Origin of the sequence: Halomonas sp. GFAJ-1 (genome assembly GCF_000236625.2) — a bacterium.
GTDB lineage: Bacteria > Pseudomonadota > Gammaproteobacteria > Pseudomonadales > Halomonadaceae > Vreelandella.
Genome location: NZ_AHBC01000017.1, coordinates 25972 through 51181, shown reverse-complemented (window position 1 = coordinate 51181; position 25210 = coordinate 25972). Strand labels below are relative to the sequence as shown.

At 54.5% G+C, this 25210-nt stretch carries 23 protein-coding genes and 7 tRNA genes; 25 read left to right on the top strand and 5 right to left on the bottom strand.

Annotation, left to right across the window (positions count from 1 at the left end):
- The first annotated feature begins 68 nt into the window (after window positions 1-68).
- Window positions 69-1214, top strand: coding sequence for a 4-phosphoerythronate dehydrogenase PdxB (pdxB, locus tag MOY_RS04540; RefSeq protein WP_009096986.1), 1146 nt, complete (start codon window positions 69-71; stop codon window positions 1212-1214).
- Window positions 1215-1327: 113 nt separating this feature from the next.
- Here pdxB and htpX read toward each other — a convergent pair whose 3' ends face one another.
- The 4 genes from htpX to msrB all read right to left on the bottom strand — a co-directional run bounded on the left by htpX (window position 1328) and on the right by msrB (window position 5074).
- Complete coding sequence (gene htpX / locus MOY_RS04535; protein ID WP_009096984.1) at window positions 1328-2233, bottom strand: protease HtpX; 906 nt, start codon at window positions 2231-2233, stop codon at window positions 1328-1330.
- Between the two features lie 88 nt (window positions 2234-2321).
- Window positions 2322-3569 carry a pyridoxal phosphate-dependent aminotransferase gene (locus tag MOY_RS04530; protein WP_009096982.1) on the bottom strand — a complete coding sequence of 416 codons (1248 nt, stop codon included), beginning with the start codon at window positions 3567-3569 and terminating at the stop codon, window positions 2322-2324.
- Between the two features lie 57 nt (window positions 3570-3626).
- Complete coding sequence (ylqF, locus tag MOY_RS04525; protein ID WP_009096981.1) at window positions 3627-4580, bottom strand: ribosome biogenesis GTPase YlqF; 954 nt, start codon at window positions 4578-4580, stop codon at window positions 3627-3629.
- Between the two features lie 95 nt (window positions 4581-4675).
- Window positions 4676-5074, bottom strand: a complete 399-nt coding sequence (msrB, locus tag MOY_RS04520; protein ID WP_009096978.1) for a peptide-methionine (R)-S-oxide reductase MsrB — start codon at window positions 5072-5074, stop codon at window positions 4676-4678.
- A 327-nt stretch (window positions 5075-5401) separates the two neighbouring features.
- Between msrB and MOY_RS04515 the strand changes: the two genes are divergently transcribed.
- The 23 genes from MOY_RS04515 (at window position 5402) to MOY_RS04405 (ending at window position 22955) form a co-directional block, all read left to right on the top strand.
- Window positions 5402-5477 (top strand) — tRNA-Glu (locus MOY_RS04515).
- A gap of 25 nt (window positions 5478-5502) precedes the next feature.
- Window positions 5503-5577: transfer RNA gene (locus MOY_RS04510), tRNA-Gly, on the top strand.
- A 20-nt stretch (window positions 5578-5597) separates the two neighbouring features.
- A tRNA-Glu gene (locus tag MOY_RS04505) sits at window positions 5598-5673 on the top strand.
- Window positions 5674-5699: 26 nt separating this feature from the next.
- Window positions 5700-5774 (top strand) — tRNA-Gly (locus MOY_RS04500).
- Between the two features lie 20 nt (window positions 5775-5794).
- Window positions 5795-5870 (top strand) — tRNA-Glu (locus MOY_RS04495).
- A gap of 42 nt (window positions 5871-5912) precedes the next feature.
- A tRNA-Gly gene (locus tag MOY_RS04490) sits at window positions 5913-5987 on the top strand.
- A 187-nt stretch (window positions 5988-6174) separates the two neighbouring features.
- Window positions 6175-7137, top strand: coding sequence for an ABC transporter ATP-binding protein (locus tag MOY_RS04485; RefSeq protein ID WP_009096976.1), 963 nt, complete (start codon window positions 6175-6177; stop codon window positions 7135-7137).
- Window positions 7134-7907 (top strand): ABC transporter permease, encoded by a 774-nt coding sequence (locus MOY_RS04480; protein WP_009096974.1) that lies wholly within the window; start codon window positions 7134-7136, stop codon window positions 7905-7907. Before MOY_RS04485 ends, MOY_RS04480 begins: the two co-directional genes overlap by 4 nt.
- Window positions 7908-7940: 33 nt before the next feature.
- Window positions 7941-8774: an NADPH-dependent 7-cyano-7-deazaguanine reductase QueF gene (gene queF / locus MOY_RS04475; protein WP_009096972.1), complete on the top strand. Its 834-nt coding sequence runs from the start codon at window positions 7941-7943 to the stop codon at window positions 8772-8774.
- Between the two features lie 50 nt (window positions 8775-8824).
- Entirely contained in the window at window positions 8825-9385 is a 561-nt protein-coding gene (locus tag MOY_RS04470) for a nitroreductase family protein (RefSeq protein WP_009096970.1), read from the top strand.
- Window positions 9386-9416: 31 nt separating this feature from the next.
- Window positions 9417-9923, top strand: a complete 507-nt coding sequence (locus MOY_RS04465; RefSeq protein WP_009096969.1) for a YiiD C-terminal domain-containing protein — start codon at window positions 9417-9419, stop codon at window positions 9921-9923.
- Between the two features lie 92 nt (window positions 9924-10015).
- Window positions 10016-10103: transfer RNA gene (locus MOY_RS04460), tRNA-Ser, on the top strand.
- 563 nt (window positions 10104-10666) lie between these two features.
- Entirely contained in the window at window positions 10667-11605 is a 939-nt protein-coding gene (locus MOY_RS04455) for a sugar ABC transporter substrate-binding protein (RefSeq protein ID WP_009096966.1), read from the top strand.
- Window positions 11606-11776: 171 nt separating this feature from the next.
- A complete protein-coding gene (locus tag MOY_RS04450) occupies window positions 11777-12787 on the top strand; it encodes an ABC transporter permease (protein ID WP_009096964.1) in 1011 nt (336 codons plus the stop codon).
- Window positions 12788-12803: 16 nt separating this feature from the next.
- Window positions 12804-13763 carry an ABC transporter permease gene (locus MOY_RS04445; protein ID WP_009096962.1) on the top strand — a complete coding sequence of 320 codons (960 nt, stop codon included), beginning with the start codon at window positions 12804-12806 and terminating at the stop codon, window positions 13761-13763.
- Window positions 13760-15304 carry a sugar ABC transporter ATP-binding protein gene (locus MOY_RS04440; protein ID WP_009096960.1) on the top strand — a complete coding sequence of 515 codons (1545 nt, stop codon included), beginning with the start codon at window positions 13760-13762 and terminating at the stop codon, window positions 15302-15304. The genes MOY_RS04445 and MOY_RS04440 overlap by 4 nt, the downstream gene beginning before the upstream one ends.
- Window positions 15305-15387: 83 nt before the next feature.
- The gene (locus tag MOY_RS04435; protein ID WP_009096958.1) at window positions 15388-16467 is read left to right on the top strand and encodes a maleylacetate reductase; all 1080 of its coding nucleotides are present in this window, start codon (window positions 15388-15390) and stop codon (window positions 16465-16467) included.
- A complete protein-coding gene (locus tag MOY_RS04430) occupies window positions 16464-17849 on the top strand; it encodes an amidohydrolase family protein (protein ID WP_009096956.1) in 1386 nt (461 codons plus the stop codon). Before MOY_RS04435 ends, MOY_RS04430 begins: the two co-directional genes overlap by 4 nt.
- Entirely contained in the window at window positions 17846-18793 is a 948-nt protein-coding gene (locus MOY_RS04425) for an NAD(P)-dependent oxidoreductase (protein WP_009096954.1), read from the top strand. Before MOY_RS04430 ends, MOY_RS04425 begins: the two co-directional genes overlap by 4 nt.
- The gene (locus MOY_RS04420) at window positions 18786-19649 is read left to right on the top strand and encodes an intradiol ring-cleavage dioxygenase (RefSeq protein ID WP_009096952.1); all 864 of its coding nucleotides are present in this window, start codon (window positions 18786-18788) and stop codon (window positions 19647-19649) included. Before MOY_RS04425 ends, MOY_RS04420 begins: the two co-directional genes overlap by 8 nt.
- A 59-nt stretch (window positions 19650-19708) precedes the next feature.
- On the top strand, window positions 19709-20299 hold the full coding sequence (locus tag MOY_RS04415; protein ID WP_009096950.1) for a malonic semialdehyde reductase: 591 nt from the start codon (window positions 19709-19711) through the stop codon (window positions 20297-20299).
- A gap of 114 nt (window positions 20300-20413) precedes the next feature.
- Window positions 20414-21157: a sulfite exporter TauE/SafE family protein gene (locus tag MOY_RS04410; RefSeq protein WP_009096949.1), complete on the top strand. Its 744-nt coding sequence runs from the start codon at window positions 20414-20416 to the stop codon at window positions 21155-21157.
- A 34-nt stretch (window positions 21158-21191) separates the two neighbouring features.
- Window positions 21192-22955: an ABC transporter substrate-binding protein gene (locus MOY_RS04405; RefSeq protein WP_009096946.1), complete on the top strand. Its 1764-nt coding sequence runs from the start codon at window positions 21192-21194 to the stop codon at window positions 22953-22955.
- Between the two features lie 85 nt (window positions 22956-23040).
- Here MOY_RS04405 and MOY_RS04400 read toward each other — a convergent pair whose 3' ends face one another.
- Window positions 23041-23844, bottom strand: a complete 804-nt coding sequence (locus MOY_RS04400; RefSeq protein ID WP_009096944.1) for an SDR family NAD(P)-dependent oxidoreductase — start codon at window positions 23842-23844, stop codon at window positions 23041-23043.
- 413 nt (window positions 23845-24257) lie between these two features.
- On the opposite strand from MOY_RS04400, the gene MOY_RS04395 reads away from it, so the two are divergent.
- Entirely contained in the window at window positions 24258-25088 is an 831-nt protein-coding gene (locus tag MOY_RS04395; protein WP_009096942.1) for a 3-keto-5-aminohexanoate cleavage protein, read from the top strand.
- Window positions 25089-25210 lie beyond the last annotated feature (122 nt).

Genomic DNA, 25210 nt, shown 5'->3' with positions numbered 1-25210 from the left:
GCCCCGCAAATACGGCTGCGTATCAAGCCGTTGCGGGTGTATTGTAAAGCCCGGATACCCAAACGCCTATGAAACTTGTCATCGACGCTAATATCCCCGCTGCCGACACCTGTTTTGGCGCCTTTGGAACGCTTAACCGTGTGCCGGGGCGTGAGATGCGCGCCGCCGATGTGACAGGTGCTGACGCCCTGGTGGTGCGCTCCATCACCCAGGTTAACCAGGCGCTACTGGCGCAAAGTCAGGTGCGCTTTGTAGGCACCTGCACCATCGGCACCGACCATATTGATCTTACCTACTTGGCAGAGCGCGGGATTGGCTTTGCCAGCGCCCCTGGTTGTAATGCTGAGGCCGTGGTGGACTATGTGCTCAGCAGCTTGCTCACGGTGAGTGAGCGTGAAGGTTGGCCGCTGCTAGCGCGCACAGTAGGCATTGTGGGTGCGGGCAACGTGGGTAGCCGCTTACAGCGCCGCTTACAGGCGCTAGGCATTGAGGTGCTGGTGTGTGATCCCCCAAGAGCCGAGCAGGAGGGGGAGGGCGGCTTCGTTGCGCTGGATATGCTGATTGAGCGCTGCGATGTGCTCTGTTTACATACACCGCTGGTGAAAGAAGGCCCCCACGCGACCTATCAACTGTTCGATGCTCAGCGGATTAACGAACTGGCGCCCGGCACGGTGCTGCTAAATGCCGGGCGGGGTGACTGTATTGATGGCTTGGCGCTGCGCAGCCGTTTAGCAGGTAAAGGCGATATCACGGCTATTTTGGATGTATGGGAAAACGAGCCGCAGATAGACGCTGGACTACGTGACTTAGTAGCGCTGGCTACGCCACATATTGCGGGGCATAGCCTGGATGGCAAGCTGCGCGGCACCTGGATGATTCAACAGGCGCTGGCCGACCACTTGGTGCAGTCAAGCCCAATGTCCTTTAGTGAACTCTGCCCGCCGCCGGCCCTTGCCGGGCTAACGCTGCAGCATGCACTTCCCGTGGAAGAGGCGCTACGGCTCTGTGTGCATGCCGTGTACGATGTACGCCGTGACCACGACGCGCTACAGCGCAAGGTGCTTGAGCAGGGGATTCAAAAAGGCTTTGATGACTGCCGTGCTAATTACCCGCTGCGACGGGAATTCAACACGTTAACGGTCGTTTTAAAAGGCGATGCTATGTCTTTGCAAACGCCGTTAAGCGCGGCGGGCTTTCAGGTGCAGTGTGCTTAATATTTGGTTTAGAAAGCTTTGTGGTTAAAACTGGGTATATCAAAAACCATGAGCACCCAAAACAGTAAGGCCCGCATCTGCGGGCCTTACGTTCTTTGACTAAATGAAGGCGGTTACTGACGGTAGGCGGCTTCTTTTAGCGCACGGATACGGTCATCCAGCGGTGGGTGGCTAGCAAACAGGCGCTCCACCAGTGAGCGGGTCTGGCCTTTGGTAATTGCCATGGCCCGCATGGTGTCCGGCATTTGATCAGGTAGTTCCGTTTCGGCTTTCAAGCGAGCCAAAGCATTCACCATAGCGCCGGTGCCTGCTAAGCGTGCCCCGGCCTCATCGGCACGGTACTCCCGGTAGCGCGAGAACCAAGCAACGATTGCAGAGGCAACAATCCCAAAGACAATCTCTGCGACAATAACCACGGCAAAGTAGCCCATAAAGCCTAATCCCCCCTCGCCACCGCTGCGGCTTTTCAGGAAGTTGTCGACTAAATGCGCCACCACACGGGCAAAGAACATCACAAAGGTGTTCACCACGCCTTGAATAAGCGCCAAGGTAACCATGTCGCCGTTCGCCACGTGGCCAATTTCGTGGGCCAGTACCGCGCGTACCTCTTCCGGGCGCATACGGTTCAATAGCCCAGCAGAAACGGCAACTAGGGCATCATCTTTGTTCCAGCCAGTGGCAAACGCATTGGACTGCTGGGCCGGGAAAATACCCACTTCTGGGGTTTTAATGCCTGCTTCCCGGGAGAGCTCGGCCACGGTATCTACTAACCACTGTTCGGTGGCGTTCGAGGGTGCTTCGATAATGATCGTACCGGTGCTGCGCTTTGCCATCCATTTGGAAATGAACAGCGAGATCATCGAACCGACCATACCGAAAATAAAGCAGAACAGTAGCAGGCTTGTGAAGTTGATGCCTTGGCTGCGCAGGTAGCCTTCTACGCCAAAGAGTCGCAGCGTAAAGCTGGCCACCAGCACGACCGCTAAGTTGGTGGCCAGAAAAAGCAGAATTCGCATCATCGTTAAGGTTCTCCCTAAAGGATTTAAAAGCGGTTGTAGGATAGTTGCTTAGATACGTGCAGCAGGCACCAGTTTCAAGCCCGTGAATTTATTGACGGTAACGAGACAAGAAATTAGCAAAGCGGTCGAGGGCATCGCCAAGCTGGTCGGCCCAAGGCAGCGTTACAATGCGCACGTGATCGGGCTCTGGCCAGTTGAAGGCGGTGCCTTGTACCAGCAGGATTTTTTCCTGCAGCAGCAGATCTAACACCAGCTGCTGGTCATCTTTGATCTTAAAGACCTTCGGGTCTAAGCGGGGAAAGGCGTAAAGCGCCCCTTTGGGCGTTACGCAGGAGACACCCGGAATCGCGTTGAGCTTTTCGACGGTGATATCCCGCTGCGCCAACAGCCGGCCACCGGGTAGAATCAAATCGTTAATCGACTGGTAACCCCCCAGTGCCGTTTGAATGGCGTGCTGGGCCGGCACGTTAGCGCACAGGCGCATAGAGGCGAGCATGGTTAGCCCCTGGATGAAGTCCTGGGCGCGCTGTTTGGCAAGCGTGCCGGAGATCGTCATCCAGCCTGATCGGAAACCAGCACAGCGGTAGCTTTTGGACAAGCCATTCATGGTAATCACAAGCTGGTCGTCATCGGCTAAGGCGCCGGTAGAGGTATGCTCTACACCGTCATACAGAATTTTGTCGTAGATCTCATCAGAAAACACCACAAGATTGTGCTCTTGGGCGATAGCCAGGACCTCCCGAACTACCTCGGGCGGATAGACCGCACCGGTGGGGTTGTTGGGGTTGATAATTACAATGGCCCGGGTGCGACTGGTTACTTTGGCACGTATATCGGCTATGTCTGGCGCCCAATCAGCCTGCTCATCACACAGGTAGTGAACACCATGGCCGCCGGATAAGTGGGCAGCGGCCGTCCAGAGTGGGTAGTCGGGGGCCGGGATCAGCACTTCGTCGCCGTCATTTAAGAGCGCTTGCATCGCCATCACAATCAGCTCGGAAACGCCGTTGCCGATATAGATGTCTTCGATGCCAACCCCAGGAATCTGCTTGCGCTGGCACTCCTGCATAATCGCCTTGCGCGCGGAGTAGAGGCCTTTTGAGTCACAGTAACCCTGGGCAGTGGGCAGGTTGCGCATCACGTCCTGCAGAATTTCTTCCGGCGCTTCAAAGCCAAAGGGGGCCGGGTTGCCAATGTTGAGCTTTAAAATTCGCTGGCCCTCTTCTTCCAGGCGCTTGGCGTGGTCGAGCACGGGGCCGCGAATGTCATAGCAAACCTTGTGCAGTTTGTGTGACTTTTTCAGCGGCTGTAATTCTGTAGGCTGCGGGGTGTCCATGGGGTGTGTTATCCAAAAGTGTCCAGTGGCCGTTAGAAGTAACTGATTATTCGCCCATTATGCGTCGGATGGTAGCGGGCTGTCTTCGTCGTTTTGTAGCGGTGGCGGTGGAATATCACTGGGGATTTCCAAGGTAACCCGGCCTAGCTTGCCATCGCGCAGTTCGTGTAGCAGCACTTCGGCACCGCGGTGCAGGTCTACCGCGCCGCCTGCGCGTAGGCCGCCGCGTTTTCCGGCGATTTCTTTCAATATGGCGTGGCCGTCGAAACCGGCAATGGCTAGAAAATCGGGTTTTTTGGGGCCGTCGGCATCAACCTCGAAAGCAACCGGTGCTTCGTAGGTGGGCAGTGCTTTTAGCTTGTAGCGGGCGGTTAGCTCTTGCGGGTACCGTTTGGCAAGCTCCGCGCTGGTCACAATCGCCACATCGGTGTATTCAATGGCTGTATCGCGAATAGCCCCGCTGGCGGCTAAGCGGTAGGCGCTGGCCTGGTCTTCAATTTTCGGCCAGAGCACTCCTGGCGTGTCGATCAGCGCCACGCGCCCGTCGATGCGAACTTTCTGCTGACGCTTAGTGACCGCGGGTTCGTTGCCGGTTTTGGCGATTTTTCGCCCTGCTAAACCGTTAATCAGGGTGGACTTTCCTACATTGGGAATGCCCATCACCATTACGCGTACATCGCGGTCAGCGCGCACGGCGCCTGCCAGCTCATGGCAAAGCGTGGGTATCTTCTTGAGTTCCCGGGTATTGGTGGTGGTGATCGCCAGTGCGCGCGTGTCCTCTTGGGCATCAAAAAAAGCCACCCACTCGGCGGTACGCTCGGGGTCGGCAAGGTCGGCCCGGGAGAGAATTTTGAGCACCGGTTTGTGGCGAGTCAGCTCGGCCAGCATCGGGTTAGCGCTGGAGTAGGGCAGGCGCGCATCAAGCACTTCAATTACAACATCAATTTCTGGCAGCGCATCCTTGATCTGGCGGCGGGCCTTGTTCATATGTCCGGGGAACCAGCCGAGCATGAGTCTCTCCTACAAGCACAAAATACAAGCACAAAAAAGCGGGCGACCATTCTAACAGATGGTGCCCGCCTTGCTGGGATTGATAACGGTTTTTGCTATTCGTCGGGGTGAAACTCTAGCGAAACAGAGTTGATGCAGTAACGCAGTCCAGTCGTCTCTGGGGGGCCGTCGGGGAATACGTGGCCAAGGTGGGCATCGCAGTGGGAGCAAACCACCTCGGTACGCTGCATCCCGTGGCTGGTGTCTGTATGCTCTTCCACGCATCGCTTGCCAAGTGGCCTGTCAAAGCTAGGCCAGCCGCAGCCCGCATCAAACTTGTGTTCATTTTCAAACAGCGGCGCGTGGCAGCACACGCAATGGTAGATGCCTTGGGCATCGGTGACCTGATAATCGCCGGTGAATGGCCGCTCGGTTCCCTTTTCTCGCGCTACCCGGTACTGCTCGGGGGTGAGTTGTTTGCGCCACTCGTCGGTGGATTTTTCTATTTTCGCCATGGGGATCTCCTCTCCCTCTGGTTACCGTTAATCAGAGGCTTGCTAAGCAGGCTAGCGTATCACCTACCAGAGTGACAGTAGATAGCCTGCCTAGGTTCAGCATGTGCTAAGGTCAGAAAAATCGCCAGGTTAGGTATTACACGCTAACAGCACCACCGTTGCTGGGTGGAGCGTGGGTACGCTCAATCAACCCATCGGCTTAGCCTTCCCCTGGGCGAGTAATCATGGGATGGCCGTTAGGGCTGCAAAACTGTTTCGATTTCAGAGTGCTTGACACAAAGTGAGGCTCTGAGTAATATACGCGCCACCTCGACGAGGCAATGAAACGTCCCATTCGTCTAGTGGTCTAGGACACCGCCCTTTCACGGCGGTAACAGGGGTTCGAACCCCCTATGGGACGCCACTTACATCGTCAGGTTATCGGAATTGCGGGAATAGCTCAGTGGTAGAGCATCGCCTTGCCAAGGCGAGGGTCGAGAGTTCGAATCTCTTTTCCCGCTCCAAGCAGTCAAATGCTTACAGTGTCCCATTCGTCTAGTGGTCTAGGACACCGCCCTTTCACGGCGGTAACAGGGGTTCGAACCCCCTATGGGACGCCAATCCGATCGCGAGTAGTGCAGATTAAGCGGGAATAGCTCAGTGGTAGAGCATCGCCTTGCCAAGGCGAGGGTCGAGAGTTCGAATCTCTTTTCCCGCTCCAAGCAGTCAAATGCTTACAGCGTCCCATTCGTCTAGTGGTCTAGGACACCGCCCTTTCACGGCGGTAACAGGGGTTCGAACCCCCTATGGGACGCCATCTCGCACATCTCAGTAGTGCTTGTTGTAGATCGTTTGCATCGCGGGAATAGCTCAGTGGTAGAGCATCGCCTTGCCAAGGCGAGGGTCGAGAGTTCGAATCTCTTTTCCCGCTCCAAGCAAACGTACTCTTTTCTCCCCGTGCCATCAGTACATTTCCTCCATTTCTATAACGACGAATCGTACCTAAGTGGCGATATTTTTGCGTGGCTGCTTTTCAAGCGGCTTGAAAAATATATGAATGCCCCGATATCCCTTCATCTAGCTCGTTTTTTGTGCTCCCCATTTGCTGACAGGACATGTTCATGGCCGAACCGGCATTGTCTATCCGTGGCCTCACTAAAGTGTATGGCAACGGCTTTCACGCGTTAAAAGGTATTGATCTCGATGTCCAGCAGGGCGACTTTTTTGCCTTGCTAGGCCCCAATGGGGCGGGTAAATCCACCACATTAGGCGTGGTGTGTTCGCTGGTGCAGAAATCGACAGGCAAGGTGTCAATTTTTGGTATCGATGTTGATAAAGATTTCGCCAAAGCTAAGTATCAGCTTGGCGTGGTGCCCCAGGAGTTCAACTTTAACCAGTTTGAAAAAGTCCTGGATATCGTGCTGGCCCAGGCGGGTTACTACGGTATGACCCGTAAGGAAGCGCTACCCCGCGCCAAGCAGCTGCTTAGTGATCTTGGGCTGTGGGATAAGCGCAACGGCAGTGCACGTATGCTCTCTGGTGGTATGAAGCGTCGTCTGATGATTGCCCGTGCGCTCATGCACCGCCCAAAGCTGCTGATTCTTGATGAGCCAACAGCGGGAGTGGATATCGAACTGCGTCGGAGTATGTGGGAGTACATGCGGCGTATTAACCGCGATGAAGGCACCACCATTATCCTGACCACGCACTACCTCGAAGAGGCCGAAAGCCTATGCCGCAATATTGCCATCATTAACCACGGTGAAATTGTGCGTAACACCAGCGTGCGCGAGTTATTGGCGGAACTGGATACTGAAACCTTCCTGCTCGATTTAGCGACACCGGTTGACCACGCGCCCAGAATTGAAGGGTTTGAGATTCTGCAGATTGAGCCTTCCCAGCTGGCGTTGGTCATTCATAAGGGCCAGGAGCTTAACGATGTATTTAGTGCGTTAAGCGAGCAGGGACTCAAGGTGGTTTCCATGCGTAATCGCGCTAACCGCTTAGAGGAGATGTTTGTTTCCATGGTGGAAGGAAGCCAGCAGGCGATTGACCAGCGCGAGCCGCAGGAGGCGCAGGTATGAATGCAACCCAAACCCTCATTGCGCTGTGGACATTAGTACTTAAGGAGATCAAGCGCTTTACGCGAATTTGGCCACAAACCCTGCTGCCGCCGTCCATCACCATGGCGATGTACTTCATTATTTTTGGTAATTTAATTGGCTCGCGCATCGGTGATATGGACGGGTTCAGCTACATGGACTTCATTGTCCCTGGGTTGATTATGATGTCAGTGATCACCAATAGTTACTCCAACGTGGCCTCAAGCTTCTTTTCCAATAAGTTTCAGCGTTCTATAGAAGAGATGATGGTCTCGCCGATGCCTAACTGGGTCATCTTATCTGGCTTTGTTTTGGGCGGAATGGCTCGAGGGCTGGGCGTGGGCCTTATTGTAACGGTGGTTTCGCTGTTCTTTACCCGCTTAACTATGGAGCATCCGTTGCTCACGGTATTAGTTGTCGTACTGACCTCGGCACTGTTTTCCATCGGTGGTTTTATTAACGCGCTGCTGGCGAATAAGTTTGATGATATTTCTATCGTGCCGACGTTTATTTTGACCCCGTTAACCTACCTGGGCGGCGTGTTTTACTCGATTTCGATGCTGCCCGAGTTTTGGCAGGGCGTTTCAATGCTCAACCCCATCTTGTATATGGTTAACGTCTTCCGCTACGGATTTTTAGGCGTTTCTGATATTCCGGTAGGCTGGGCGTTGGCCGCCATCTTTGCCTTTATCGTTGCGCTGTTTATGGTGGCGCTTACCATGTTAGAGCGTGGCAAAGGCATCCGCAGTTAATCGTTTTACCGTATACCTTAAAGAGTAAACGTAATGGCAGAACGCCCAGACACCCTAGAACACGCGCCGCTTGGGCGTGATTCCGCTTATCCAGAACAGTATGACGCTGGACTTTTATACCCTATTCCCCGGGCAGCGAACCGTGCCCCACTGGGGATTGAGGAAGGCAAGCTACCGTTCGTTGGGGAAGATGAGTGGCACGCCTTTGAAGTTTCCTGGCTGAACGGCCGTGGTAAACCCATCGTAGCCGTTGCTCGCTTTCGTCTACCCGCTGACTCACCCAACTTGATCGAGTCCAAGTCTTGGAAGCTTTATCTCAATAGTCTTAATCAAACTCGCTTTGCGAGCCAAGAAGAAGTGCAAAGCACACTGATTAGCGACTTAGCCGCAGCGGCGGGGGCTTCAGTTGGCGTAGAGTTGTTGGCGGTAGATGACAGCGAGCTTGCCCCCCAGCGATTGCCGGGGGAATGTCTGGATAACCTGGATATTGAAATAAGCGGTTACACCCCTAGCGCGGAGCACTTAGTAGCAAGCGAAGAGGTCGTCGAAGAGACGCTCTATTCCCATCTGCTGAAATCTAACTGCCCTGTGACGGGCCAGCCTGATTGGGGCAGCGTGATGATTCGCTATAAAGGCCCTAAAATTGACCGCGAAGGGTTGCTGCACTACCTGATTGGCTACCGGCAGCACCAGGACTTTCACGAGCACTGCGTCGAGCACATCTTCACCGATTTAATGGAAAAGATTAAACCAGATGAGCTGCTGGTGCTGGCCCGCTACGTGCGGCGTGGCGGGCTAGATATAAGCCCTTGGCGGGCAACGCCAGGGTTAACGCCACCCAGCCCCCTGCGCCTAGCTAGGCAGTAAGCGAGCGGCGCTAACGTAGCGCCCAACGATAAATGAAAAGGGGAGTGATAATGGATGCACTAACGCTACTTCATGAACGCAGTTCCATGGGTAAATTGACTGAGCCTGCCCCCAGTACCGAACAGCTTAGCGCTATTTACCAAGCGGCGCTGCGCGCTCCGGATCATAAAGAGCTGCGCCCCTGGCGCTTTATTGAGTTTATCGGTGAAGGGCGCGAACGCCTGGGCGAGCTGTTTGCAGAAGCGGAGTTTCAAGATGACCCGCATGCCAGCGACGATACGCTCAATGCCGCGCGCAAAAAGCCGCTGCGTGCGCCGATGATAATCGCCGTGATTGCCAAGGTAACGCCTGATGTTCCCAAAGTGCCCAAAATTGAACAGGTGATTTCTGCTGGTTGTGCCGCCCACAGTATTTTGCTAGCTGCCCATGCATTGGGTTTAGGCGCCATGTGGCGCAGCGGTAAATACGCCTTTGACCCTGTGGTGCGCAAAGGCTTAGAGCTTAACGAAGAGGATGAAGTAGTGGCCTTTATCTATTTGGGTAGCTTAGCAGGCCGCCACAAGCCACTAGCGCAGCACAACCAGGCCGACTTTGTTGAGCGTTGGGGTTAGCACTTGTGGAGTTAACACACAGGGATATTCTATGAGCCAGTTACGCCAACCGGGAGTGCCTTACCCACGCTTGCCGCTACCGAAAAGCCAAGAAGACCTTACCGCCTTTCAGCAGTGGCTAGGCGAGGCGATTCCCATGGTAGGCGCGCTTGGCATTCAAAGCATGGCCCAAGAGGAAGGAGGGCTGAGCTGGCAACTGGCGCTTAGCCCCAACCTAAACGATAAAGGCACGGGCTTTGGCGGCGCGCTCACCGCGCAAGCCACGCTACTGGGCTGGTGTTGGGTAACGCTGTGGCTGCGTGCCCAGGGGTGGGCACAAGATGTAGTGGTCGCCGAAGCCCATCAGCGTTTCCTTGCTCCAGTCACCAGCGACTACCGTATTATTTGCTCCCCCAGCGACCCCCAAGGCGCAGAACAACTAGCGGATAAGTTAAATACACGGGGCAAGGGCAGCATTGCACTGACCCAGAAGCTCTACTGCGGCAACACGCTCTGCCTAGAAGCCAACGGGCGCTACGCCGTACTGCCCGTTGGTTAAATCTTTAAAAGGCTTGCTATTTTAGGGTTTGGGCAATAGAATGTGCGCCGTTCTGTTGGGAAAGGCAACGCCCTAACAACCGAGCAAAAAGTGGAGAGGTGTCCGAGTGGTCGAAGGAGCACGCCTGGAAAGTGTGTAAGTCGAAAGGCTTCGAGGGTTCGAATCCCTCCCTCTCCGCCACAGAATATAGAAAAAGCCCGCTGAGCAATCAGCGGGCTTTTTTGTTTTTTGAGTTTGGGCATTCCCTCTCTCTGTCCCCTCAGTGAAATACCTTTTGGCGTTATCTGTGCGAGTAACTCTGCTTACCCCCCATTCTCCACGATGGCCACGAATCCCATGTTTGGTGCGTTGTCACCCATGTGAGTCACAGCTTGCACGGGTTACGCTGCAATGATCGCCTTGGCCGACTGTAATAACGTCTATGTCTCTTGTGAGCGGGTGTTTAACCCGGCACTAGAAGGGCGACCGGTGGGAGTGCTTTCAAATAACGATGGGCAAAGGCGCTTGTAATGGCTGGGCGCTGCGCAGTGAGAGATGCATGCCACGATACACGCTTCAGTTGAATGCGCTGTTGATGTTAGTGAGGGCTGTCTTAGGAATGTAATACATTAAAATAACCAACTTGGCCATTTCTGTGCTGTGGCTGCATTGTGCCAAATCAAAGCGCAGCAGTAAGCTCCAAATCCAGGCCTGCATAGTCCGCAGGTCAAATAACAATTACTAAAAAAGTCAGGAGAAACGCAATGTTCAAGAAAACCGCTATTGCCGCGTCTGTCATGATGATGTCGATTACGACGGCTCAAGCTGAAACTACCTATCGCATTGGCATTACCCAAAACAACGTCGGTGTCGATAGCTACCAAACGACGTATGAGCGTGCATTTGAAGCGGCGGCAGCGCGTGAGGAAAATGTGGATATCGTGGTGCTAGACGCGGGTGGTGATGTGGCCCGCCAAATCGGCCAAATGCAAGACCTCATTCAACAGCGTGTCGACGCCATCATTATTTGGCCAACCAACGGCCAAGCGGTCATTCCTGCTATCCGCCAAGCTCATAGTGCTGGCATTCCTGTCATCGTGACCAACTCTAAAATCGCTGAAGCAGGCATGGAGTTTATTGCTGCTTTCTCTGGGCCGGACAACGTTCAGCAGGGCATTTCCTCTGCTGAAATGATGTGCGATGCCTTGGGAGGCGAGGGTCAAATTGTTCAGATTTCCGGCCAGCCGGGGTACACCACGGCCATGGAACGTGCAGGTGGGTTTGAAGGTCGCCTAGCTGAAGCTTGCCCAGGTGTCGAACTGTTGGAAACACAGCCCGGTAACTGGAACCGTGAGCGCGCCCAGCGGGTAATGGAAGATTTCCTAACGAAATATGACCATATCGACGGTGTGTATTCGGGCGACGACAACATGGGTGTAGGCGCTTTAAATGCCGCTAAAGGCGCGGGGCGTGCAGACGACATTATCTTTATTGGAGCTACGAACTTCGCTGTTGGCTACGACGCGATTGCACGCGGTGAATATTATGGCTCTATCTACCAATCCCCGGTGGATGATGCAGAAGCAGCGCTACAAACCGCACTGGATGTGTTAGCGGGCGAAGATCTTCCGAAAATGAATTTCTTTGATACACCGAAAATCACCGCAGAAAACCTTGAAGAGTTTGATCGCCCGGTTTTCTGAGCATAGGGCGCATTACCCAGTATTGATGATGTGAAGACAACTCAATACCGATGGGGTGCGCACCTGAATGCAGGCTTCCTGCGCTGGGAGGTGCCGCTAGTGTGACGATAAACATCGTGCATCGTCATCTTCATAGGTGCCTCCCTAGGTGATTTTTTACAGGTGAATAGCATGGCTTCCACAGAACAAACAAAGGTTGGAGTGCCGTCAGGAAAGCTTAGCAAAGCAGGTGTGCTGAGTTTTTTATCGGCTCAGGGCATTCTCATTTTTTTCCTGATCGGCATGTTCGTTTTTTCGTTTTTTTCTGAGCAGTTCCTCTCTCAGTCAAACATTATGACCGTTGTCCGCCAGGCATCCATTATTGGCATTATCGCGGTGGGGGTCACCGTAGTCATTATTGGTGGCAACTTAGACCTTTCCGTCGGCTCAATGTTGTCGTTCTCCACCGTTCTGGTGGTTGATCTACATGACAAAATTGGCCCCACTAATGCCATTCTGCTGATGTTCGCGCTGACCTTGATGATTGGTGCTGTCAACGGGTTTTTGATTGGTTTTCTACGACTCAACTCGCTGATTGTGACGCTGGCCATGCTGTCAGCCATACAAGGGTTTGTGCTGATTTATAGCGGCGGCCAGAACGTCGATATTGCCAATCAAGAGAATACCTGGTTTGCCTTCTTCGGCCGTGGGTTTGTGGGGGGGATTGCGGTGCCGGTTCTGATGTTTGGTCTGCTGGCTATCGTGATTCAAGTAGTGATGTCCTACACCGGATATGGGCGACGTATCTTTGCCGTCGGCGGTAATCCAATGGCGGCCGTGTATTCGGGTATTCGTAAAAACTGGTGTGTGTTCAGCACTTATCTAATTTCTGCTTTCTGTGTGGCATGTGCCGCCCTGGTGCTTGGCTCGCGGGTCATGGGTTCGCAAAACAACGTAGGGCAAGGGTACGAGCTACTGGTGTTGGCCGGCATTATCCTTGGCGGCACAAGCTTGCTAGGCGGTGCAGGCAGTATCTGGAAAACGGTGATTGGCGTGTTGATCCTCGGCTTTATCCAAAATGGCCTTTTGTTGATGGGCTACCCCTATTACATCCAGTGGATCGTGACCTGGGTAATTATCATTCTGGCCGTATGGCTGGATCTCGCTAACAAACGTAAGCGCTTGTTTACGAGCCACTCATAACGCGGAGGAATGCAAGATGACATCGATTAAAGGGTTCTTCCGCGGTAGAGCGAAAATACAGCCGATCTGGGTATTCGTTATCGCTCTGTTTATCTTCTTTAGCGTCATGTCGGAGTACTTCCTGTCATTTGGGAATATCAGCAACATTCTGGTGCAGACCTCAACGATAGGCCTGATTGCCCTGGGCATGACCTTTGTGATGATTAACGGCAACATCGATTTGTCGGTGGGCGCGATACTGGGACTGTCAGCTTCTTTAGCAGTAGGCTTGCAGGAAATTAGCATGACGCTGGCCATTATCGCCGCGTTAGTCTCAGGTATTTTGCTGGGTGCCCTCAATGGCTTTGTTGTTTGGAAAACCGGTGTTAACGCGTTCATCGTAACGCTAGGGGCCATGCTGGGGGTGCGTGGCTTGATCTTTCTATACACCGGTGAGCAGTCTTTCTTCGCCATGAACTTTGCGTTCGCCGACTTCGGCACGAGTACGATCGGGCCGGTTCCTGTCTTGGCCATTATCTTTCTGATTTGTGCGCTGATCATGCATCTAGTGTTGACGCGTACCAGCCATGGCCGCAACACCTTTGCCGTAGGTGGCAACCCAGAAGCATCGATTGATGCCGGCATCCGCCTAGGCCGACACATGATGATCAACTTCATCATCGTAGGGTTTTTCGCGGCACTCGCGGGTGTGCTGCTTGCCAGCCAAATGGGGGCCGCCACGCCTAATCTAGGCCGAGACTACGAGCTTTGGGTGATCACAGCGGTAGTGCTGGGCGGCACGAAGTTAACCGGTGGCTACGGCAGCATCGTCGGCACGCTAGGCGGCGTACTGGCCATCGGTATTCTGCGCAACGGCATGAATTTGATGCAGGTACCCGCTTTTTACGTACTCGTTATTCTCGGCGCGATTCTCATCTCTGTGCTGATCATTGATAAGAAGCTTAATGCACCCTCGGCCAAGGAGGTGCGGATATGAACGCCTCTTCAACGCAATCACGTCAGTCAATCGACGCAGCACCCATCCTGGAACTTAAAGGCATCACCAAGCGATTCCCCGGTGTGGTAGCGCTCAACAACGTTGATTTTGACGTTCGCCCCGGTGAGGTGCACGCCTTGCTGGGTGAGAACGGGGCTGGCAAGTCGACCCTGATGAAAGTGCTAGCCGGTAAACACCAGGCCAATGACGGCAAGATTATTCTAGGCGGCCAGGAGATGGCGTTTGAAAATCCCAAGCACGCCAAACGCGCCGGGGTTGTACTGATTCATCAAGAGCAGTCGCTGGTGTCTGAAATGACGGTTGCTGAAAACATCTTTCTCGGCAGTTTGCCAAGAAAGCCGTTCAACCGCGTTGACTGGCGAAAGCTGCGCGAAGATACCAATAAGATTCTTGAGCGGCTCAAGTGCGGTTTTCAGCATGACGATGTCGTGGGCTCGTTGTCGATTGCCAAAAAACAGATGGTGGAAATTGGCAGGGCGCTTGCCTTTACGCCGCAGGTTGTTGTGTTTGACGAGCCGACGGCGTCGCTCACCGACCACGAAAAGCCGGTGCTCTACGACGTAATTAACTCGCTGTGTGAGCAGGGCGTGGGCATTGTGTACATCTCCCACCGTATGGATGAGATTTTCCACCTGTCGCACCGCATTTCAGTGCTGCGAGACGGTGAGTACACCGGCACGGTCAATACCGCCGATACCAACGAAGATGAAATCACGCGGATGATGATCGGCCGCAGCCTAACGCTTGATCATGCCAGCAAGCCCACTGATTTCGGCGACAACATGCTGGAAGTTCGCAACCTGTCAGTGAAGCGAGTCTTTGAAGATGTCAGCTTTAACGTTCGCAAGGGCGAGATTGTTGGCATGTATGGTTTGGTCGGCGCAGGGCGTTCAGAGGTGGCCGAAACCATCTTTGGCTTACGCACGCCATCGAAGGGTGACGTACTGCTGGATGGCGAGGTGGTGAGTTTTCGTAACTCCCACGATGCGGTGGTAAGCGGCGTCGCGTTAGTACCGGAAGACCGCAAAGACCAGGGCCTGATTCTGGGCATGAACTGTCGTGACAATATGACATTGGCAAGCCTCTCCAGCGTGTCGTCATTAGGCTTTATGACCAGTGCGAAAGAGCGTGAAGTCTACGACAAGTATCATCAAGCCATGAAAATCAAAACCCCCAGCTGGCGCCAAAAGGTTGGCAATTTAAGCGGTGGTAATCAGCAGAAGATCGTCATCGGCAAGTGGCTGCATACCCAGCCTAAATTGCTCATCCTCGATGAGCCAACGCGGGGGATTGATGTCGGTTCTAAATCTGAAATCCACACCCTCGTCAAAGACTTAGCCAAATCCGGCTACGCCGTGTTGGTGATCTCTTCAGAGATGCCCGAAGTGCTGGGTCTGAGTAACCGCATTATCGCGATGTACGACGGCCGCGTCACCGCAGAGTTTGATGGTGACAACGTCAGTGAGGACGCGCTGGTGCAAGCCATTACCGGTATGGGAAAGCAGGCGCAGGCGAGCTAGCTCCCCTGCTGCGATTAGTGTGCTGGCGAGCAGTTAGAGGCTAGCGAGCACACAGCTCCCTTCACGCGACTAAGGAATGTTTTATGCAACCTTTTGTTTATGATGGCCTGCCATCCCGGGTGGTATTTGGCCAAGGTACCCTGGCTCAGCTGAGAGAAGAGCTTGAACATCTCGGCTGTTCACGCGCCCTGGTGTTAGCCACGCCTCAGCAGCACGAGCAGGCAAGCCGCGTACTAGAACTGCTAGGTGATAAGGGCGTGGGCGTTTACGCGGATGCCGTGATGCATACGCCGGTCGAGGTGACCAAACATGCCTTACAGGTAGTCAAAGAGCTCAACGTAGACTGCACGGTGGCCATTGGTGGCGGCTCTACCATCGGCTTGGGTAAAGCCATTGCCTTGCGTACTGGCTTGCCTCAGATCGCGATACCCACCACCTACGCAGGCTCGGAAATGACGCCGATCCTGGGTGAAACGAGCGACGGCATCAAAACCACCCAGCGCACGCTGGACGTACTGCCGGAAACGGTCATTTACGACGTTGACCTGACCTTAACGCTGCCTGCGGTGATGTCAGGCACCAGCGGGATTAACGCGATTGCCCATGCCGTAGAGGCGCTTTATGCCCGCGACTGCAATCCGGTGATTGCGCTGATGGCAGAAGAGGGGATTGCGGCGCTGGCGCGAAGCCTACCGGTCATTGCCAACGACCCCGCCCATGTTGAAGCGCGCTCTGATGCGCTCTACGGCGCTTGGCTGTGCGGCACTTGCCTGGGCTCGGTGGGCATGTCGCTGCATCACAAGCTGTGCCATACCCTCGGCGGCTCTTTTAACCTTCCCCATGCGGAGACGCACACCATTGTGCTGCCTTATGCGCTGGCCTATAACGCGCTAGCGGTGCCGGAAGCGATGGCGCGCATTGGGCGCGCGCTGGGCTGTGACGATGCGGCGGCTGGCCTTTACGACTTAGGGCGTGCCGTGGGTGCCCCAAGCGCACTCTCCGAACTAGGCTTTAGCGTAGACGACGTGGCGCGGGCTACGGAGATTGCGACCCGCAACCCTTACTGGAACCCACGCGAAGTGGAGGCCAAAGGTATCCACCGTTTGCTCAGCGATGCCCAGTCGGGGAAACGGCCCCAGGCGGAGAGTGGAGGTGGCCAATGAGCACGCTGTTTGTTAACGCCACGATTGTCACCATGGACCCGCAGTTGGGCGAACTGAGCGATGGTCAGGTACTGATCGAGGGTGATCGTATCGTCGCCGTGGGGCATGACCTGACCGATCACCCCAAGGCAAACGCAGCCGAGGTGATCGACTGTGGCGGCGGTATCCTGATTCCCGGGTTGGTGAACGCCCATATGCATACCTGGCAGACCGGCCTGCGCGGCGTTGCCGCCAACTGGACGCTGCTGGAGTATTTTCGCCATGTTCACCGTGGCCTGGCGGCGCTGTTTACGTCCGAGGATATCTACATTGCCACCCGGATGGGCGCGATTAACCAGTTGAATTGCGGTACCACCACATTAGGTGATTGGTGCCATAACAACCCGACCCCCGAACACACCGATGCCGCGGTGAAAGGGCTAAAGGAATCAGGCATTCGCGCGCTGTTTCTGCATGGCTCGCCTAAGCCCGACCCCCAACCAGGCCAGCCGCACTTTAGTGAAATTCCCCATCCCCGCCATGAGATAGAGCGCTTGCTGAATGGTGAGCTGGCAAACCCAGAAGGGCTCGTCACCTTAGGCATGGCTATTCTCGGCCCTCACTACTCAACCTTAGAGGTGACGCTGCAGGATTTTGCTTTGGCCAAAGAGTTTGGCCTGGTCGCCTCAATGCACCAGGGCGGCGGTGAAGCCGTGGCCCCCGGTGCCTGGGACGAGGTGGAAGCGCGTGGCCTGTTAGGCCCCGATATCAACATTGTGCATGGCCAAAGTTTGGACGAGGGCCAAATGTCCCGGTTCTGCGCCAGCGGCGTGACGTTCTCCATTGCCCCTGAAAACGAGATGACCCAGGGCCACGGTTTCCCGGTGACTGGGCTTGTTCGCCAAAACGGCGGCGTGGTGTCGTTGGGCGTGGATCTTGAATCGGTGCTCTCTGGAGATATGTTCAGCGTCGCCCGGGCAGCCCTGGGTATGCAGCGCGCGCTTGATAACGACGCCTCGCGCCATGAAGAGGGCAAGATCCCCGATACCTCCACCATTACCACTAGGGAAGCGCTGGGCTGGATTACCCTCGATGGGGCAAAAGCGCTGGGTCTTGATGACCGTATTGGCAGCCTCACGCCGGGTAAGCAGGCCGACTTAGTGCTGCTGGATAGCAACCAGCTCAACATGCAGCCGGTGAACGACCCTATCTCCACAGTGGTCATGCAAACCAGCCTTGCCAACGTCGATAGCGTGATGGTGGCCGGGCAGTTCAAAAAACGTGGTGGCCGTCTGCTCATGGAGACTCAGCAAGGTATCGCTGAGCTAGCCAAATCCGGCCACCGCATTCACGCCGAACTGCTGGCGCGTGAAGCGCAATCAACACAGGAGGTCACCCAATGATAACCGCTTCTACAACGTCCTCAACGACCCCAAAGGTGGCGTGGGTAGGCTTGGGTAAACTGGGTTTGCCGATGGCTGCTCGGATCATTCAATCCGGCACTCCTGTTCAAGGGTTTGACCTGTCGGCGGAGCGCCTTGCTCTCGCTGCAGAGATCGGGGTGACGCCTCATCAAACGCTGGCAGATGCTGTGGCCGGTTGCGACTTGGTGTTTGTGTCCATCCCCGATGACCGAGCATTGATCAGTCTATGCCTTGAGGCTGGCGAGCTGATTCGCCACATGATGCCCGGCAGTACCTTGATTGAGACAAGCACGGTGAGTGTGGAAGCCTCTGCGCGAGTGGCCGAGGCGGCAACGGCTCACGGTGTGGTCTATCTGCGCAGCCCGGTATCCGGTAACCCCGTCGCGGCAGAGGCGGGCACGCTGTCTGCGATGGTCTCCGGCCCACGGGAAGCATTGGAAACGGCCAAACCCGTATTTGCAGCGTTTACCAAAGCGCAGTACTGGTTGGGCGACGAAGAGCAGGCCCGGGTGGCCAAACTGGCCATCAACCTAATGATTGCCGTCAGTGCCGGGATGATGAGTGAAGCGCTGACGCTGGCGCGTAAAGGCAATATTGAGTGGGACGCTATGTTAGAGCTGATCTCTGACAGCGCGGTGGGCTCCCCCATGGTGAAGTACAAGGTGCCGCCCCTGTTAGCGCGGGATTTTACCTCGACGTTTTCCGCCGCGCAGATGGCCAAAGATCTTGATCTTATTCTTGATTGCGCCCACGGCACTGGGGTCTCGACCCCGCTAGCGGCGCAAATGCGCGAAGCCTATACCGCCCTTATCGCCACCGGGCATGGTAACGATGACTATATCGCCACCGTGCATCATACCGAGCGCCTGTCAGGGTTGGGTGAACCTTCGCCAGCCACGCAGGGAGGGCACACACATGCGTAATCTCACCACCGACAATATTACCGCCGCCGTAATTGATGAGTTTTCAAGCTGTGAAGATGAACGGCTGAAAACGCTGCTCAATGGCTTGGTAAACCACCTGCATGCTTATCTGCGCGAGGTGAAGCCCACCGAAAAAGAGTGGACTCAAGCAATTGAGTTTCTCACCCGTGCAGGGCAAATGTGCGACGACGAGCGCCAGGAGTTTATTCTGCTGTCTGACACCTTGGGCGTCACTATGCTGGTGGATGCAATTAACCACGCCAGCAGCGACCCTAAGATTACCGAAAGCACCGTGTTGGGGCCTTTTTACGTTGCCGACCCTCCCCAAGCCAACCAGGGCGATGCCATTAACTGGGGCGTTGAAGGCGAGCCTCTGTTCATCGAAGGTTACGTACACGACGCCCATGGCAAGCCTTTGGCGAATGTCGTCATCGACGTTTGGCAATCGGACAGCGAAGGCTTTTATGACGTCCAGAAGCCTGAGCTTGAAAGCTCGACCCTGCGCGCACGCTTTCATACCGACAGCCAGGGCCGCTACGCCTTCTGGACGGTGACGCCGTCCCCTTATCCCATCCCGACCGATGGGCCGGTGGGCAAAATGCTCGAAATCACCGGACGTCATCCATATCGTCCCGCCCATGTGCATTTCATGCTGATGGCACCGGGCTACGAAACCCTGGTGACTCAAATCTTCGCGGAAGATGACCCCTATCTCGACTCTGACGCGGTATTTGGCGTGAAAGATTCCCTGGTGAAAGAGTTCATTTACATGCCAGCGGGAAAAGCGCCAGACGGTCGGCAGATGGACACCCCATACCGCTATTTTCAATACGACTTCGGCTTAAAGACGGCCTGAACGACTCACCCTGAACGCCTGGCTCCTACTGAGCGGGTTAAACCGAAAGAGGCAACACCATGACAACGATTAACCAAGCAGCGATGGCCACCCTATTCACAGAAGCGCGTACCCATAACGTTTGGCAGGACCGAGAGGTGAGCGAGGAAACGCTGCGCGAACTGTATAACCTGATGCATTTCGGCCCCACCTCAATGAACTGCCAGCCATCACGGATTATTTTCCTGACCACTGACGAAGCCAAGGAGCGCCTGAAGCCAGCGCTTTTGCCAGGCAACCAGGAAAAAACCATGAAAGCCCCGGTGGTGGCAGTGATTGGTTTTGATACGGAGTTTTACGAGCACCTGCCGCGCATGTTTGCCCATAACAAAGACGCTAAATCGCTGTTTGAAGGCAAGCCGGACTTCATTCACTCTACGGCGTTCCGCAATAGCTCAATTCAAGGCGGCTATTTGATTTTAGCGGCCCGTGCGCTTGGCTTGGATGCAGGCCCTATGTCGGGCTTCAATAACGCTGCGGTGGATGAAGAGTTCTTCCCAGAGGGTAAAGTGAAGAGCAACTTCCTGTGCAATTTAGGCTATGGCGATGCCAGCGCCCTGTTCCCGCGTGGCGACCGCTTTGCCTTCGATGAAGTGTGCACCGTACTGTAAGCACACTTACACACGCATACTGGTTGACCTACCGAAAAAGGGCCGTGCCTGTCATGGCCCTTTTTTCTGCGTGGGTGGCCCGGCGTTAAGGCGCAATCTAAAAGGGGTGTTCTGATGGCGTTTGATTGGGTGTTTGTGGCACTGATGATAGTGGCCGTGTTACTGACGGGGATTTCCAAATCAGGGTTTGCGGGTGGGGTGGGGGTGGTCGCGGTACCGCTGATCTCCCTAAAGGCGAGCCCGACCTTTGCAGTGGCGGTGATGCTACCGCTGCTGATTGTGATGGACGTGTTTAGCCTAAAAGCGTGGTGGCGACAGCGGGTGGACCGCTTGTTGTGGCTGATGTTTCCGCCTGCGATATTGGGCGTTGCGGTGGGCTACTTTACCTATGGCTGGTTTGATGAAGCGCTGCTGACATTGCTGCTGGGGATTTTTTCCGTACTGTTTGGTCTGTGGGGCCTGCTTAAACCGCTGCGCGGCCGACTGCTGCCCACGTGGGTGGGGCGTCTGTGTGGAGGAATCGCCGGGTTTACCAGTTTTATTGCTCATGCGGGCGGCCCACCGCTGAACTTTTACTTGCTGCAGTGCCAACTCACTAAGCAGCAGTTTTTAGGCACGGCGGTGGTGTTTCTTGCGATCACCAACGTGGTAAAGCTGGTGCCCTATACGCTGCTTGGCTTGGTGACGTTCGATAATCTCACCATCGCACTGTTGCTGTTGCTGATGCCGGTGGCATGGCTGGGTATTCGGTTAGGGCTGATCATTCAGCGGCGGATGGATGGCGAGCTGTTTTTCAGGGTGATTCTTTGCCTACTCATTTTGTTAGGTATCCGGTTGATCATCGATGGAGTAAGTTAAAGCCACCATAAAAAAAGAGGCGAGTGGGCTGACCATGTTTGACGATACGCATCCAGAAGGGCCTTACGATACGCTTTCACAAACGCCCTTATCTAAAATATCGAACACAGAGTTAGCTCGTTTCATTGAGTTCATAGAAAAATTCGAAAACGAGACCGAATCAACACTCTCGATGTCGTTGGGGTATCGTGAGATGCGGATGTTGCTGCACGTGATGCGCAATCATCTGGCTGGCCGATTAACCACGCCCACCTCGCTGGCGGATGCCTCAGGGCTGACCTACGGCACCGCCAAGCGCGGGATTGAAAGCATTATGCAGCGCGGCCTTCTGATTTCGCGCCCACGCACAAAGACCGGAAAAACCGTCTCATTGCACCCCTCCCCACAGATGATAGATGAGTGGGAAAGCTACGCGGAACGCATCAAGGGCCTGCTGGGCCCGCTGTTTGGGATCGACCCCGCCTCAGAGTCTGGCAGCAAGATATTTTTAGGCACGTCAGCGTCTCAGCAGGTGATCTCGACGCCCGCTGTGCTCTCCGCGCGGCTGGAGCTGAAAGGGGGCTTACGTGTGCTGGCGCATGCGGACCCTACGTTCATGGCCATGCATAATTTAAAACGCCAGCTAGAGTCTATTTTCGGCCTGGAAATTCGCAATAAAGCGCGCTCCATTGATAACTTACTGGATGATATTCTCGACAATGCTCGCTTGGCGAAATCCCGCTACGATATTGTGGCCTGCGACTTGCCCTGGTTTGGTGACTTGGTTTCGCAAGGCGTTTTGATGCCGCTAGATGCGCTCATCCAGCGCGATGGCTACGATCTTTCTGACTTCCACCCGATGGCGATCCAAAGCGCCGGCTATGGGGGCTGTCAGTACGGTATACCCGTACAAACCACCCCTGAACTGCTCTGTTATCGCAAGGATATTTTGGCGGCTGCGCAGTTAACGCCCCCCAGCACCACCGAGGCCTTGGTAAAAGTTGCACGACAGTTGCACGACCCCGCGAAGGGGCGATACGGCATCGCTTGGAACGCCGCCCGTGGCACGCCGCTGGGGCATACGTTTAGCTTCCTGATGGCTAAATTTGGGCAGCCCATTGTCGATCTACCGCTGCATGCAGGCGGCTTCGATTTTCAAAACGCCAGCGGTGAGCAGCTGCGGCCGATGTTTCAATCGGACGCCGCTTACCGAGCCTGCGAGTATATGCTGGATATTCTCAAATACTCTCCGCCGAATATTCTCAATATGTCTTGGTACGAGCGGGCGCAGTCCTATGCCTCGGGTGAGTCGTGCATGGCTTACTGCTACACGCTGTTGGCACCCTTGATTGAGTTCGATAAGCGATCACCGACATACGGCAATACGGGCTATTTATCCCACCCGGTGGGCAATCACGGTAGGGCGATTACGCCCATTGGTGGGTATGCGCTGGCGATACCTGCCAACCTATCTAAAGAGCGGGTGGAGGCCGTGTGGACGGCGCTAAAACACCTTACATCGCCCAATATGTCTAAGCTCTACATCATGAACGGTAGCTTGGTCACACCGCGTTTTAGCGTTAGCCAAGACCCGGAAGTGTCCGCGCTGTCGCCGTTGATTAAGATTGTCGATGATATGGCGAAGCAGGATGTTTTGCAGGCGTGGCCACGCCCGCCGGTTCCTGGCATTACCGAGCTTATCAGCATCGCAGGTAATGAGATTTTCGAGGTGCTAGACGGGCGGCGCTCGATAAAGAAAGCGCTCTCTATCGCCCAAGAGCGCGCTGATAACGTTATGCGGGAAAAGGGGCATTATTGAGCAGGGCCATTACGGAGCAGATAAAAAGGAGTAGCCCCCATCCCTGAGAGGCAGGCATGGGGGCGGTGGCTTCTTTGCTGGAGGCTTACTGCATGATCATACCGCCATCGATCATCAGCAGCTGGCCTGTCATATAATCAGACTCTTGGCTGGCAAGGAACGACGCGGTGCCGACCACATCTTCTGGATAAGAGTAACGCTTCATCAGAATCATTTTTTCAGCCAGTTCATCCATTGACTGGCCCTGCTTTTCGAATTTGCCGATGCTGACTAAGTCTTTATCCAGCTGTTCCCAAAGCTCGGTGCGCACCACGCCTGGGGCATAGCCGTTAACGGTAATGTTATGATCAACCAGTGCTTTTGCACCGCCGTTAATCATCGCCAGCACGGCATGCTTGCTGCAGGAGTAGGGCACCACATCGTCAAATGCCTGACGGGAAAGAATCGAGCCCACGTTAATGATTTTATAAGGCCCGCTTTCTTTGCCCTGGCTAATCATCTGTTTAGCGGCTTCCTGCATACCGAGCAAGCAACCCAGCGCATTGACATCCATAATTTGATGCCAATTTTCTTCAGTGATATCCAGAAACATTAATGGCTTATTGATACCGGCATTGTTCACCATCACGTTTAAACTACCAAACGCTTCTACTGTGGCGTTAACGGCTGCCTGCACTTCTGCCCGGTTAGTCACATTCAACTTAATGGCAATGGCATCGCCACCTTTTGATTTGATGCGCTGAGCGACCTCTTCGCACCCCTCGATGTTGAGATCCGCCACGCAGACCTTTGCCCCTTGCGCGGCATAATGCTCAGCGACAGCCGCCCCCATGCCACGCGCAGCGCCAGTAATGAGACAGTGTTTACCTTTCAGTCGAGTGTTATCCATGAGGTCACCTTGTAAGTTTTGTTGTGGGTCAGTATGCGCTGCCACCTTTGCCACATCGTGGTGGTGGGGTGCCGGTAGCCCGCGCTAACAAGGACGTGCGTTGTTAAATCGGCGTTGCGAATAACAGAGGTGCAACCTTGTGATAGGCATTCTCAGGCGGTCTTGTCGCTAAGGACAGAGCGCCTTGTTGTTAATATGGCCAGATTGGACTTTTTTTCATTCCTCGCATTATGAAAAGCGAAAGTGGCAGTGCTTTAATCGCCTCAGAGTGATAGGGAGTGCAGCCGTTAATAACGAATGTAAGTGTTGTAAAACGCTATTAGTGCGTTTTTTTAATGTTAGGTGTTAGCCGTATTGCATCTAACGCTTATTCCTATTGTTAGTGCTTATTATAAAAATAAAGCGAGGTACTTATGTCTCAGCCATGCATTATCTGTGTTGCCATAACGGGTAGCCTGCCGCGTAAGGAGAATAATCCTGCGGTACCGATTACCGTTAATGAGCAAATAGAGAGCACCCAGGCAGCCTTTGAAGCCGGGGCCAGTATTGCGCACTGCCATGTGCGTAACGACGACCAAACACCTTCCTCTGACCCAGAAAAATTTGGTCGCCTGATGGAAGGACTCAAGAAACACTGCCCGGGCATGATTATCCAGCTTTCTACCGGCGGCCGATCCGGAGCAGGCGAAGCTCGCGGTGGCATGCTGCCACTGAAACCGGATATGGCTAGCCTCTCGGTAGGTTCTAACAACTTTCCCAACCGGGTTTACGAGAACCCTCCCCAGCTGGTGGAGTGGCTGGCAGGCGAAATGCTCAAGTATAACGTGAAGCCTGAAATTGAGGCGTTTGATCTCTCGCACATCCATCAGGCAGTCGCTCTCTCAAAGCAGGGCAAGTTAAAAGCGCCGTTATACGTTCAGTTCGTTATGGGGGTGAAAAACTCAATGCCCGCCGACAAACACAGCTTTGACTTCTTTATTGAAACGCTCAAACGACTAGCCCCCGACGCCCAATGGTGTGGCGCAGGTATAGGAGCCAATCAATACCGGCTCAACGAATGGTCAATTGCTGCTGGTGGGCATACCCGTACTGGTCTTGAGGATAACGTTCGTACTGACCGTGATACGCTAGCGACCTCGAATGCAGCACTGGTAAAACGGGCCGTTGAATTGTGTGAAAAGTATCAGCGTCCAGTGGCTACCTGGAAGCAAGCGCGAGAAATATTGGGGCTTCGAATTGTCTGAAGTAAAGGAGTCAGCCCATTTTAAAGCGAAAGTTTTTCTGGTGAACTTAAGGTATGCATACATGTGAGCATGTGCGGTCACCAGAACTCGACGCCCTGATTTCTCAACAACAGCGCATCGGA

Coding starts and splice junctions, on each gene's coding strand:
- pdxB (WP_009096986.1), top strand. CDS start 69: ATGAAACTTGTCATCGACGCTAATATCCCCGCTGCCGACACCTGTTTT.
- htpX (WP_009096984.1), bottom strand. CDS start 2,233: ATGATGCGAATTCTGCTTTTTCTGGCCACCAACTTAGCGGTCGTGCTG.
- MOY_RS04530 (WP_009096982.1), bottom strand. CDS start 3,569: ATGGACACCCCGCAGCCTACAGAATTACAGCCGCTGAAAAAGTCACAC.
- ylqF (WP_009096981.1), bottom strand. CDS start 4,580: ATGCTCGGCTGGTTCCCCGGACATATGAACAAGGCCCGCCGCCAGATC.
- msrB (WP_009096978.1), bottom strand. CDS start 5,074: ATGGCGAAAATAGAAAAATCCACCGACGAGTGGCGCAAACAACTCACC.
- MOY_RS04485 (WP_009096976.1), top strand. CDS start 6,175: ATGGCCGAACCGGCATTGTCTATCCGTGGCCTCACTAAAGTGTATGGC.
- MOY_RS04480 (WP_009096974.1), top strand. CDS start 7,134: ATGAATGCAACCCAAACCCTCATTGCGCTGTGGACATTAGTACTTAAG.
- queF (WP_009096972.1), top strand. CDS start 7,941: ATGGCAGAACGCCCAGACACCCTAGAACACGCGCCGCTTGGGCGTGAT.
- MOY_RS04470 (WP_009096970.1), top strand. CDS start 8,825: ATGGATGCACTAACGCTACTTCATGAACGCAGTTCCATGGGTAAATTG.
- MOY_RS04465 (WP_009096969.1), top strand. CDS start 9,417: ATGAGCCAGTTACGCCAACCGGGAGTGCCTTACCCACGCTTGCCGCTA.
- MOY_RS04455 (WP_009096966.1), top strand. CDS start 10,667: ATGTTCAAGAAAACCGCTATTGCCGCGTCTGTCATGATGATGTCGATT.
- MOY_RS04450 (WP_009096964.1), top strand. CDS start 11,777: ATGGCTTCCACAGAACAAACAAAGGTTGGAGTGCCGTCAGGAAAGCTT.
- MOY_RS04445 (WP_009096962.1), top strand. CDS start 12,804: ATGACATCGATTAAAGGGTTCTTCCGCGGTAGAGCGAAAATACAGCCG.
- MOY_RS04440 (WP_009096960.1), top strand. CDS start 13,760: ATGAACGCCTCTTCAACGCAATCACGTCAGTCAATCGACGCAGCACCC.
- MOY_RS04435 (WP_009096958.1), top strand. CDS start 15,388: ATGCAACCTTTTGTTTATGATGGCCTGCCATCCCGGGTGGTATTTGGC.
- MOY_RS04430 (WP_009096956.1), top strand. CDS start 16,464: ATGAGCACGCTGTTTGTTAACGCCACGATTGTCACCATGGACCCGCAG.
- MOY_RS04425 (WP_009096954.1), top strand. CDS start 17,846: ATGATAACCGCTTCTACAACGTCCTCAACGACCCCAAAGGTGGCGTGG.
- MOY_RS04420 (WP_009096952.1), top strand. CDS start 18,786: ATGCGTAATCTCACCACCGACAATATTACCGCCGCCGTAATTGATGAG.
- MOY_RS04415 (WP_009096950.1), top strand. CDS start 19,709: ATGACAACGATTAACCAAGCAGCGATGGCCACCCTATTCACAGAAGCG.
- MOY_RS04410 (WP_009096949.1), top strand. CDS start 20,414: ATGGCGTTTGATTGGGTGTTTGTGGCACTGATGATAGTGGCCGTGTTA.
- MOY_RS04405 (WP_009096946.1), top strand. CDS start 21,192: ATGTTTGACGATACGCATCCAGAAGGGCCTTACGATACGCTTTCACAA.
- MOY_RS04400 (WP_009096944.1), bottom strand. CDS start 23,844: ATGGATAACACTCGACTGAAAGGTAAACACTGTCTCATTACTGGCGCT.
- MOY_RS04395 (WP_009096942.1), top strand. CDS start 24,258: ATGTCTCAGCCATGCATTATCTGTGTTGCCATAACGGGTAGCCTGCCG.